The organism is Chitinophaga sp. G7 BAM 1005, assembly GCF_057126945.1.
Genome location: NZ_CP181478.1, coordinates 2,309,557 through 2,321,766 on the forward strand (window position 1 = coordinate 2,309,557; position 12,210 = coordinate 2,321,766).

The following is a 12,210-nucleotide window of genomic DNA, read 5'->3' on the forward strand; positions in this document are numbered from 1 at the left end:
AATGGCAATTATGAAAAGATATATAACCGCCATCCTGTTGTCAGGAATTGTGGCACTGGACAGCTGTTCCGTACTGAATCCGAATGTTACAGAGCCGGGTTTCCTGGCTAATCCGAACGCCGCAAGCAGCTGGGTAACCGGGTTACGCAGGCAGCTGGCACTGACGATGAACCAGGTAGTGGTGTCTTCAGAACTGGTGTCTGATAACTATTATAATAACCGCACTTTAAGCAGTAAGGTGTTCGATATTCCGCAGATTGATTTCATCGACCTGGATGTAAACAATATGCAGGTTCATGTACAGCGTTTGCGGGAGATGTCGGAATATGGACTGGAGAAGGTATTGCCTGCTGACCCGGCGGCCACCGCTGCTGATTCTGCAGAAGTATATTTCAGTTGTGCCTTTGCACATATACTCAGCGGAGAATTGTTTGTAGGGCTTCCCGGCAGCAACACCGGTCCTGTATTATCTCCTGACGAGCATTTAAGAATAGCGATCAGCCAGCTGGATAACGCGATTACACTCACTAAGAATATTACGGAAACCGGCGCTTATACGCTGCTCAAAGCCAGGGCCTATTACGCGCTGGGGGACGCAGCCAATGCGGCCAAATTTGCCGCCGCCACAATGAGCAACAACACCCTGCTCAGGCAGGTGAAATATGATGGGGTAAATAATGTGCCGAATGATATGCAAACGTATCTTTTCTCTTCAACCAACAATGAGTTTGCCCCCTTGCCGCGTTTAGACTTCCTGGATCCGAAATATTTCCATACTGGTCTTGCTGCAAATGATCAGAAGCCTGTTACCATTGTAAAAGCAGAAGAGGCATGGTTGATCCAGGCTGAAACCCTGATCGCCGCCGGGAAGCTGACAGAAGGGCGCAACACCCTTCAGGAATTATTAGCGCTGGTGGCCACGCGGCCGGTTGTGATGGTGGATGATAAGAAGGAGACCCGCAACGGCGGCAATCGTAAAGATTACCCGCTTACTTCCGTAAAAGTGATGTTTGACCCCACCGATTCTTTGCGCAGCAACTATGTACTGGATCGTCAGGTTGGTAACGTTAAAGTATATACGGTTTCAGGTACGCTGGTCACGGTAAATGACCTGGATGCAGCAGTTACTGAAGATCAATTATTGTATATCCTCTACCGGTTGCGCCAGGAGATCTTTATGGCAGAGGGAAGACGTATGACGGATCTTGGAATCAGGTTCCCGGTTTCACAAACTGAGCAACTGAATAATCCCAATGTGAAATCAGAACATATAAAAGCGCAGATACCCTCATTTATACCACTGAACCGGGGGATGGATGATTTTACCTACGATAAGGAAAAAGGTGTGGTAACGATGAAGTATGATATGAATGCAGTGCTGGTAAAAAACAAACATGCAAAGGAAATTTTCCCTTTTATCAATTAACAAAGTAATTAAATTATATGAGAGGACTTATTCTATTCGTTAGTACGTTGCTGGTACTGGCAACGGGTGCAATGGCGCAAAAAGCAAAGTATGTAGTGATGATCAGTATAGACGGGTTCCGCCCGGACTTTTATCTCGACAAATCCTGGCCGGCTCCCAACATGCAGCTGTTAAAGGAAAAAGGAGTGCATGCAACCGGGGTAAGAGGGGTTTTTCCTACTATCACCTATCCATCCCATACTACGCTGATCACCGGCGTAGCTCCTGCAAAACATGGCATTTATTACAACACGCCCTTCGAGCCGGAAGGCGCCAGCGGGCGTTGGTATTCGGAATCATCGGCTATCAAAACAGAAACCCTGTGGGATGCCGTAGGGAAAGCGGGGATGATATCAGCGGCTGTTTCCTGGCCCGTATCTGTAGGGGCGCCGGTGACCTACAATATACCTGAAACATTTTCCCCGAAGAATCCGGGCGACCGCCGCGCTCCAACCAGTGAGCAATCCACGCCAAAGGGACTTTTTGAAGAGGTGCAGCGATATGCTACCGGCGAGTTGCAGCCGACCGATCTGAATCTCCACTACCTGGGTATGAACGAAACATTGAGCAGGATGGCCGCTTACCTTATTGGCCGCTATAAACCTAATCTTTTAACGGTACATCTGCCATGCACAGATGAGGTACAGCACCGGGAAGGGAGAGCAGGCATAAACGTGCCCACGGCAGTAGCTTCAGCGGATCACGGTATCGGCACCATATTGGAAGCAATAGAAAAAGCGGGCATCGGCGATAGCACTGCTATAATTATTACAGGGGATCATGGGTTTGTGGATATCCATACTTCCCTGGCTCCGAATGTGTGGCTTGCACAGAAAGGGTTGACTGGCAATAAAAATAATCCCGGCAGCTGGAAGGCGATGTTCCACAGCGGCGGTGGTTCAACTTTCCTTAAGCTGAAAGATAAAAATGATCAGAAAACATTGCAGCAGGTGAAAGATTTGCTCCATGAGTTACCGGCAGGTATCCGCAAACAATTTTCAGTCATTGAACAACCGGCGTTGTCAAAATCCGGCGCCGACCCGGATGCGGTCCTGGCGCTTACTGCAGTGCAGGGAATTACCTTCTCTTCAGGCTTAAATGGAGAGGCGGTTAAGAAGGTCAATGGTGGCGCCCACGGCTACTTTCCTGATTTCAGGGAGATACAGACCGGCTTTATAGGGTATGGCGCCGGTTTTGAAGAAAAAGTAACCGTGCCCGTACTTGGCCTGGAAGATATAGCCCCCTTAGTAGCGAAACTATTGGGTATAACCCTTAAACAGGCTGACGGAGTGCTTTATCCGGGCATGCTGAAGAAATAGTACAAAATACGGGGAGAAGAACCGGTAATTCTTCTCCCCGTATTTAAGGTCTATAATTATTTTATAGCCTCATAAATTTTTTTTAGATTCATTTATGAAGAAGAAACTCCTTTACTGCTTTTTATTTCCCCTGATTATTGCCTGTAAAAAGGATAGTGCTGAAGCGACGTCCAATTTGCCCGAACCCGATACTGCTGTTATTGGAAATTCCTATGCGATTGTAACGGCTGCAAGTAGTATAGCATTGGACTCTGGGACCGTATACAGGTTGGGTTTGGCGCCTTATGCGTCTTTCTTTAAATTTGACCGGAGCGTGAAAAATGGTGACTTATACTTCGAAGCAATTGGAGAAAGCGCAAAGCAATTCAGGCCATTAAAGTTTTTCATATTAAATAACGGAACAGGAAAGGTGATTGCCATTGCAACTCCTTCCGAAGCGGAACTGGAAAAGTTTAATGAAGAATGGCACGAGGGTAATTGATAACCTGTCTGACGGGATCACAGGCTCATAAAAATTAAATATTGTCCTGTCTCCAGCTCACAAATTCTTCCAACCTTTGCCGGTTGATGACCTGGTTATTCCATACCCAGGCATCCGGCTCCTCTACGCGGGACAGACTAGCGTCTGACTGCATGGCCAGCCATTGAACAAATGCCTGCCGGGAATTGAAGGTGTGCACAGGTTCCAGCCAGCCGTCCCATATAGCTGCGTATACATAATTTCCATCAACGTTCTTTTCCAGTCCCATACCACAGTAGTCACGATGGCTGTAGCAGAGAGCGCCCTGCGAGAGTGCGGCAGCCACCTGCTCTGCCAGTTCAAGGCCATAGGGGATATTCCGGGCCAGTAACATTTGCTTAAGCTCCTGCAGGCGGCGGGCTTCTTCGGTCTTTTGGTCACGCGCCTCTTTATCCTTTTGTGCAGATGCCTGTTGGTGGGAGATCGTGCTATAGACAAAGCTATTACGCCCCAGGTCTATATCAATGGTGAAGGCTGCGGTATCCGTAGCCACTGTCGACTGGTAGCGATCCAGTAGTTTATTGATGTCGCGTTCCTGTTCCCAGAAAAAAAGGTTTTTACCATCTGCCCTTTGTCCGCGCAGGGCAAGGAGGAAGGAGGGGACCAGGCGGCACTCCAGGCGGCCGGTGATACATTGAGAGGCTTCCAGTTTGTTTCTCAGGGCTTCGTTGAGCTGTTCTGTGATCATAGAAAGTTGTTCCATAATGAGGGGTGGTTAGTGGTTGGCCTGTGCAATTCGCCGGGAGGACACTGGTAATAGTTATCAATGCCGGCGTATATTCAATACACCCGTCATCATTGTTAAGGTTTTAATGTCATTCCATGTGGCAGCAACGGCAGCGTATACAGCTTTACACCGGTAACATCTGCAATCGCATTACGGATGGCCGGTGCAACGCCAACGATCGGCGCTTCGCCTGCTCCTGCAGAAGGAATATCCTTCCTGTTAAGGAGCACGATATCCAGTTCCGGAATATCCCCAAACCTGGGCACCCGGTAGCTGGAAAGAGATGGGTTTAAAATGCGCCCATCCTTAAAGTCGACAGCTTCAAACAAAGCACCACCGAGTCCCTGCAGTACGCAGCCCATCACCTGGTTTTCCAGGTGCAGGGGATTCACAATGGCGCCGCATTCAAAAGCCACCACGAGGCGGAGCACCTGCAGCTGCCCGTTGGATTTATTGTAGACTACTTCCGCGCAGGTTCCCACATAGGCGTTTTTTATAAACGCCCCCGCAATGCCATAACCATGACCAGCTTCCTTTTGCCGCGTCCAGCCAAACTTAGATGCTGCAGCCTGTAACACCTGCTTTAATCGTTCATCTTTTAAATTATTAAGCCGGAACTGGAACGGATCCTGTTTTAATTGCCGGGCCAGATCGTCCATCACGCTTTCTATGGAAAAGACATTGGCCGTAGCTGCAAGGCCGCGGTAAGAGCCTTGTTTCAATGGTGTATCAGACGGATGGTATTGGATGTGCCGGTGTGTTACTTCATACGGGACTTCAATGCCTGCGCCGCCGGAGTTGTAATTATGAAACTCCCAGGAGGTCAAAAGTCCTTCCTTGTTGGCGCCTGCAGCTACTTCTATGAGTCCTCCCGGTCTGAAGTAAGCCCATTTGAATTCTTCTTCGCGGGTCCACATCACTTTTACCGGTTTACCAACAGCCCTGGAAAGGCGCGCGGCTTCTACTGCAGCTTCGCCGCTGTGTTTCCCGCCATAAGCGGAGCCGGTGTCCGGCATCATTACACGGATATTATTTTTCGGGATGGACAATATCTTCGCCAGCTCTTCCTGTACACCAAAAGGCCGCTGTGTGCCAGTCCATACCGTCAGCTTTTCATTTTCCCATACTGCCAGTGCTGCCCGGGGCTCTAATGGCACATGGGCAATATATTGAACTTCAAAATGTTGTTGTACCTGTACCGGGGCAGCCTGGAAGGCTTTGTCAACGGTTTCTCCGGCTTTTTTTTCCTCGTCCTGCGAATGTGTTTTAAGATAAGTGAAAATTTCCGCCCTGGAAGGCTGCGCGGTAGTTTTCCAGCGGGCTTCTATCCTGGCCAGTGCATTGGCGGCTGTTTGAGGATCGGGGGCGGTTACGCCGATGAAGTTATCTTCTTTGACAACATGCACACCAGGAGAGATCTTTGCGTTTTCAATATCCGCAGCAACCAGGGAGGCGCCGTAAGACGGCGCACGGAGCATTTTTCCGTACACCATGCCTGGCATCGTCATATCCGATACGTATTTATGTTTTCCTGAAACAAAGCTTTTCGCATTCACCTTTGCCACCGGAGTACCAGCCACACTCCATTTTTCGGCAGGGGTGAGCTGCACCTGCTCGTTTACGGCTAAGAGGATCTTCTTCCCTTTGGTGAGGTCGGCAAAGCTCATCGTTTTGCCGGAGGCGGGGTGGATAACCTGGCCGTTTTTAGCTTCCACCGTTTGTTTGGCTACGTTCCACTGTTTCGCCGCCATGTCCGTTAGTACCTCTTTTAATGAGGCGGCGGCTTTCCGCAACTGTGGCCCCATAACAGGGGTAGTGAGGCTTCCGTATGTGCCGTGGTCGTAGGGGGTAAGCAGGGTATCTCCCATAATCATTTCAATGCTGCTTACGGGGACGGACAGTTCTTCTGCTACCGCCTGCGATAAAGAGGTACGGATGTTTTGTCCTACTTCCACCTTGCCGGTGTAAACGGTTACTGTTCCGTTTTCCAGGATGTGGATCCAGGCGGCGATAGCATCGTCGCCGGGGGAAGCGAGAGCGGCGTGCTTTGACAATGCGTTCAGATCAGAATAGGTGAGGGCTACTGCAATACCGCCGCCCAGCAGTTTCAGGAAATTCCGCCTGTTGATCCCTTCTACGGGAGTTTGCGCTGTGCCTGAATTTTTCATAACCTTAGGTTTTGAACGTTAAGCTTTGCTGATGGCATTTATAATACGTGGATAAACGCAGCAGCGGCAAATATTTCCCTGCATCGCTTCTATGATCTCCTGCCTGGTGGGGCTGGGATTTTTTGTTTTTAAAGCGACTGCTGAAATGATCATGCCGGAGCTGCAATAGGCACATTGGAAAGCATCTTCATCAAGGAATGCCTGTTGTAAAGGATGCAGCCGGCCATCTTTTTCCAATCCTTCTATAGTAGTAACAATTTTGTTCTCTACGCTTGCTACCGGGGTTATACAGGAAGGCGTAGCGTGACCGTCTATCAGCACCTTGCATGCGCCGCAGGCGCCTTCTCCACAGCCGTATTTACTACCGGTGAGGTTTAAATTTACTCTTAAGGCATCAAGAAGGCTGGTGTTAGCCGGCACGTCCAGGGTATAATCTGTGCCATTTACATTGATTTTCATAAGAGATAATTTAGAATGACGGGAAAACCATTTTTATTCTGTCACTAAACTTAATCAAAATAGGGTATTTCTGCAAGCCTATTCAATTTGTTAGCGGAAAGGGATCTCTTTATGGCTCCGGTCGCACAAGTAAGTGGAGCATAAAAGAACTCAAAGGCTTCGGTAAGGGTGGCCAGGATAAGCCACCCTTTTGATTTTTATGGATATTCGGCCTTCATTTCTCCTGGTATTCAGATCTTTTCCGGTAATAACACGAATCGGATCATGTTTTTGCCACTCAGGTAGTGGGCGGCCGCTTTTTTAAATGAGGTCGATGTCAGTTTATCAAGATATTCACGGTAATGATTGATTTCAGCTACATCTTCACCGTTTTCATATTGTGTACTCAAATAGCTTAACCAAAAATCATTGGTGTTCAGGGCGGCTTCTGTTTGTTTGATAAAGGCCGTCTTGAACTTTTGCATATCTTCAGCACTGGTTCCGTCTTCTACAAGTTTTTTCATAGCTTTCTCTACCAATGATACCAGGTGATCGACATTGGCAGGGGCGCAACCGAAAGAAATGGTGATACCAAATCGTGAAACGGGATACTTCACCGTTGAGGTACGCACCGAAGGGCTGTACACTTCGCCGGCTTCTTCGCGGAGACTTTCCAGTAACCGATATTGCAATACTTCGCCCATAGCATTTAACAGCAACCTGTTCATCGGTGTGAGGTCGTCCCGGCCACCCAACATTATCCTGACAGTCGCTTTTTCTTCACTGCCTTTAAATATCTGTTTAGTGATGCGGCCAGCAGGTACCGTTGCTTTGTAATCTATTGCCTTTTGTTTACGTTGGAGGGATGGCAGCGAACCCAGGTATTTTTCCAGTAATGGCCGGATCTTTATGCTATCGATATTGCCTGCAAATATAAAGGTGAAGCCATCAGCGTCCGCGAACCGGTCGCGGTAAATTGACACAATATCAGACAGCTTTACACGATTTACCTGTGCAATCGAGGGTGTGGCGCTACGTGGACTATAACCACTCATGAAATTATTGATAGTATCGCTAAACACATTGGAGGGATCGGCATAGCGGTTCATCAGTGAGGCTTTCATACCGTTGATGGCATTGGTGAACAGCTGGCTGTCGGCCCGCGGACTGGTAAATTGCAGATAGGTTAACTGCAACGCCGTTTCCAGGTCTTTGGTGGAAGCACTGCCAAAGATGCCCTGGGAGCGGGGACCGATGTATATGCCTGCATTGACGATTTTATCGTTGAGAATGCGTGCCAGATCAGCCGGACTAAATTTGCCGATGCCAAAACCGCTTAGCAGGCGAGCCGACAAGGTTGCCGCAAGGTAAACGGAATCAGGGTAGCGGGAGGTACCACCGGGCGCAAATGCGTTGTAGCTGATCTCATCATTTTTAAACTGAGTAGGCTTCAGTACAACTTTGATCCCGTTACTTAAAGTAAGCTCCTCGGTTCCCATTTGTTTGTTGCGGCGGGACGAAACGATTTTTCCCGGCGTTGGGTTGTGGTCCAGTAACGATTTCACCGGAGAATCTGCCTCCTTAACTGGTTCCAGATTTTCTTCTGCCACTTCGTTCAGCCACCCGCGTACTGCTACCTCATCCGGCAGCCGGCCTTTTTGTTTGTCCGGCGCCTGAATCAGGATATCCTGATTAGCGGACCCAATATAATGGGGAATGAGCGCATTGATATCGGCAACAGTAAGAGTGCCGATATTGGCTTTTGCAAACTGGTGTTCCCAACTGAGGCCCGGGCTGGCCGTACCGTGTAAGAAATGAGCCTGGTATTCGGATACATAACTACGGGAGGGTGTTTTGCTTGCTTCCAGCATGGCATTTTCCAGGGAGCGGAGATAGGACAGGCGAGCCAGGTCCAGTTCTGCAGGAGTAAAGCCATATTTGGTTATGCGGGTCAGTGAACGCCAGCCCTGTTGCACCGCCTGTTTTAACATTCCATCTTTGGCAGTCACTTCATACGAAAAAGCATCGAGCCCGCCCAACAGAGGTTGAATGCTTGCCCTGATTGATGTGAATCCCGGATCTGGCAGGGGATTGAGTTCGTTCTGCATTCTTCTGCCAAGCATACTGTTAAACAGGGTCCGCTTCATGGAAGCAATAAAATCAGCCTCGGAGCTTATCTGCTGGCCCTTCTGTTTCACCAGGATCTGTAATTGTGTATCGGTGAGGTCCGGATCCGTTTGAGCCAAAAATTGATTTCTACCTGTCAGCGGTACCTCGTAATGAGTCCGCGGAGGTGCGCCCGGAGGAGGACGCAAACCGGCAAACATGGTCCGCACGGTCTTTTCCATTTGATCAACATCGATATCCCCCACCACGATCAGCGCCTGCAAGTCCGGACGGTACCAATTGCGATGAAATTGCACCAGGTCTTTGCGGGTGAAATTTTTCAGCACCGTATCAGTACCAATAGGCAACCGCTCCGCATACCTGGACTGATTAGTCACTATCGGCAAAAAATTATTTCTCAGCCGCTCAGCCGCCCCTTTGCCAAGACGTTTTTCTTCGACTACCACCCCGCGCTCCTTTTCAATCTCCAACGAATCCAGTGTAGCGGCATTAGCCCAATCCCGCATGACATATAAACCTGAATCAACCAGGCTGGGATCAGTGGTGGAAAGTGGCAACTCGTATACTGTTTCATCGAAGCTTGTATAGGCATTAAGGTCTGCACCAAAACGAACGCCTGCCTTTTGCAGGTAGGTTACCAGCCGGTTACCCGGAAAGTGGTGCGTACCATTGAAGTTCATATGCTCCATAAAGTGAGCCAGCCCGCGTTCATGCTCCTGTTCAAGAATGGACCCTACCTTATTGACCAGGTACATCAGTACCTGGTTTTTCGGTTGATTATTGCGGCGAATATAGTAGGTGAAACCGTTAAGTAGCTTCCCGGTTCTAACGGCGGAGTCCAGCGGTACAGCTCCCGGCAATACCGGGTGGTCTTTGCGGTAGCGCAGGTATTTTTCATATTGAGGTTTATTGAGCAGGTAACGCAGGTAACGGAGTTGCTTTGCTTCCAACTGGCCATATTCCTTCGATTTATCCGTTACCGGTGACCGGTACAGCTTCATCAGCTCCCTATAGTAATCCGGTAACGAGTAGAATAGTTTACCAGCCTGGAAGCCCTTAAGATCAGCAGTTGCTTTCAGCTGGTCCGTGTATGCCTTCATAAAGGACTCCTGCGTACTTCCCTTGAGGGCAGTCTCGTATTCAGGCTGCAGATTGCGGGAAAGCACATCTGTAATCATCTTTTTTTCAGCATCATCAGCCTCCGGTGAGCTGTATTCGTTTTGTGTGGCTGCTACCGGATCGGGAGGTCCCATCAATTCCAGGAATTTCTTTTCGAGTGCTTCGTGGCTAACATTGACGGTCACAATTTTGCCTTGCTGGTCAAAGAGTGCCAGGTAAGGGATGCCGCTGAAACGGTAGGTCTCCATCAGGTGTACGCCTTTGTCCAGTACCCGTCCCTGGCGCCAGGTCATTTCCTCCTCCGTCAGCGCCTTTTTCCATTCTTCCTCTTTGGCATCCAGTGAAATAGCCAGCACGTCAAGCCCTTTATTTTTATATTCGTCGTAGAGCTTTTTGATCCCGGGGATGCCAGAGCGACAGGGGCCACACCAGGAAGCCCAGAAATCTACCAGCACGTATTTGGATCCGGTCAGAGCTGCGGAGAGCTTCTTTTTCCCGCCCGTTGGGGTCACGAAGTCAAAGTCCGGCGCCGGCGAACCTTGCTGTAATCTCACGGCTGCAGCAGCATAGGCTTTCACTGCGGCGTTAGATGGATTTTTCCTTAACAGGATTGGGACGATCTCGGCAATGAGGGCGGAATCCGCTTCAAAACTGAAGAAACTTAGCGGATAGAGTACACCGGGCTGGGTAGCGTTGGCACGGATCAGCGCGGTCAGTTTTTCACTGAAAGACTGGAACGCCTGCCGTGGATTGGTTCGGTAGTCTTTTGTCCGTTGTGCGATGGCCAGATTCACCTGGTGCGCAATCCGGTTATCGGCATCATTAGCAACAATGGGCATTCCCTGCTCATCAATATCTATCACCAGGTTTTTTCCCGTAGCCCAGAAAGCATATTGTCCGCCCATTCTGTCGCCCACCAGGTAAGCATCTTCCCGTTTCAGGTGTAGGTTGGCTATGTATTGTCCGTCACTACTGATGTTGGCAGAATCTATCAAAACAGGAATCTGGTTCCGTCTTTCAAAAAAATACAATTGCCGGATGCCCGCCGGATGCCTGACTTGTCCATGTACACTCATCTTTACCTGGGCATGTGCTAAAGGCGGGCATAGCAATGCTGTGATCCACAAAAGCTTTTTCATTTATCTGTCTGTTTTTGTTTTATCAAGTACTGAATGGTGGCTGCGAGGTGTTCGTCAAAAGCTAGTCCGCCAGCCAGGATTTTGCCTTCTGGTCCAATCAGGTAACCTTGCGGCAGCCGTCTAATGCCCAGGTCAAACGCTTTGGCGGTCTCACTTTTCGCACCGGTGCCGGTAACCCCATCCAGATCAATGACATTGATCCAGGAAGATTTATAGCGAGACAAGGTTTGCGTCCAGAAATTCCAGTCCGGCGAAATGCCAACAGCATAGATTTGAAGAGTGGAAGGATCTGCCTGTAGCCGGATCTGCTCTAAAGATTGCATAAACGCGGGCACTCCGCCGGAAAGCGTTGTCCAGAAACCGAGCAAAACATATCTGCCACGCAAAGAGGACAGTGATATCTGCTGCCCGGTGGTATCGAGCAGGTTTATATCAGGAGCCATTGTCCCCGGAGCAAGGCGCCGGGCTTTTGCGATCCTGGCTGCGAACAGCTTTCCCTGGTAAGACTCACGAATGGGAATGGTAAACCGCTCGAACGCAGTTTGTGCTTCGGGCAGTTTCAGCGCCTGGGTTTCATACCTCAAAGCAAAAAGGTTGAACGCCACAAAACAGTCCGGATAGCTAACGATAAAGTTGCTGTCGGCAAGGGCGCTTTGTGTGCGTACCGCCGTCATGGAATCCCTGACCAGTTGGACACCCATAGAATCTTTGGCTTCATAACGTGCCTGGCCGGAGCGCATCAGCGCCTCGGTCAGGGATTCAAAATGCCGATGCAGGCTGTCGAGGATCCCGAAAGACGCCTGTTCTTTGCCATTGGCAATCTTTGCTGTTTTGAGCCCTGCTTTGCCTTCGATGGTATTGACGCCTGGTGAGAGGTAAAACTCCCGTTGATCCAGTGCCATGTATTGGTCGTAGGTAATTCGCCCGTAAAGCGGGTTAATAACGATAACAGCCTGAGTGGGAGAGGTGATCTTGCCTCTCAGGGTGAACCTGCCGTCTTTAAAATTAACCGAGTCTTTCACCATTTCCCCCCGGTTGGGATAAGTGATTCTTATCATTCCCTGTTGATCTTTTCCCAGCTCACCGCGCACTGTAAATTCGTGCTGGGCAAACAAATGATTGCCGGTGCAGAGCAATACAATAACAGCCCGGCATGCGGGCATTAGCCACTTTTTCATTATAAATTGA

8 protein-coding genes are annotated in these 12,210 nt (G+C 49.4%); 3 read left to right on the plus strand and 5 right to left on the minus strand.

The window, feature by feature from the left end; translation table 11 throughout:
* Nucleotides 1-10 precede the first annotated feature (10 nt).
* From ACMXI2_RS09235 to ACMXI2_RS09245, 3 genes are all read left to right on the plus strand, one after another.
* Nucleotides 11-1,426 (plus strand): helix-turn-helix domain-containing protein, encoded by a 1,416-nt coding sequence (locus ACMXI2_RS09235; RefSeq protein ID WP_483781402.1) that lies wholly within the window; start codon nucleotides 11-13, stop codon nucleotides 1,424-1,426.
* A gap of 17 nt (nucleotides 1,427-1,443) precedes the next feature.
* On the plus strand, nucleotides 1,444-2,784 hold the full coding sequence (locus ACMXI2_RS09240; RefSeq protein ID WP_483781403.1) for an alkaline phosphatase family protein: 1,341 nt from the start codon (nucleotides 1,444-1,446) through the stop codon (nucleotides 2,782-2,784).
* Between the two features lie 94 nt (nucleotides 2,785-2,878).
* Entirely contained in the window at nucleotides 2,879-3,265 is a 387-nt protein-coding gene (locus tag ACMXI2_RS09245) for a hypothetical protein (RefSeq protein WP_483781404.1), read from the plus strand.
* Between the two features lie 34 nt (nucleotides 3,266-3,299).
* Here ACMXI2_RS09245 and ACMXI2_RS09250 read toward each other — a convergent pair whose 3' ends face one another.
* From ACMXI2_RS09250 to ACMXI2_RS09270, 5 genes are all read right to left on the minus strand, one after another.
* Nucleotides 3,300-4,007, minus strand: coding sequence for a hypothetical protein (locus tag ACMXI2_RS09250; RefSeq protein WP_483781405.1), 708 nt, complete (start codon nucleotides 4,005-4,007; stop codon nucleotides 3,300-3,302).
* Nucleotides 4,008-4,105: 98 nt separating this feature from the next.
* A complete protein-coding gene (locus tag ACMXI2_RS09255) occupies nucleotides 4,106-6,199 on the minus strand; it encodes a xanthine dehydrogenase family protein molybdopterin-binding subunit (protein ID WP_483781406.1) in 2,094 nt (697 codons plus the stop codon).
* Nucleotides 6,200-6,217: 18 nt separating this feature from the next.
* A complete protein-coding gene (locus tag ACMXI2_RS09260) occupies nucleotides 6,218-6,658 on the minus strand; it encodes a (2Fe-2S)-binding protein (RefSeq protein WP_483781407.1) in 441 nt (146 codons plus the stop codon).
* Between the two features lie 230 nt (nucleotides 6,659-6,888).
* Entirely contained in the window at nucleotides 6,889-11,022 is a 4,134-nt protein-coding gene (locus ACMXI2_RS09265; RefSeq protein ID WP_483781408.1) for an insulinase family protein, read from the minus strand.
* Nucleotides 11,019-12,200 carry a DUF4369 domain-containing protein gene (locus ACMXI2_RS09270; protein WP_483781409.1) on the minus strand — a complete coding sequence of 394 codons (1,182 nt, stop codon included), beginning with the start codon at nucleotides 12,198-12,200 and terminating at the stop codon, nucleotides 11,019-11,021. Before ACMXI2_RS09270 ends, ACMXI2_RS09265 begins: the two co-directional genes overlap by 4 nt.
* Nucleotides 12,201-12,210 lie beyond the last annotated feature (10 nt).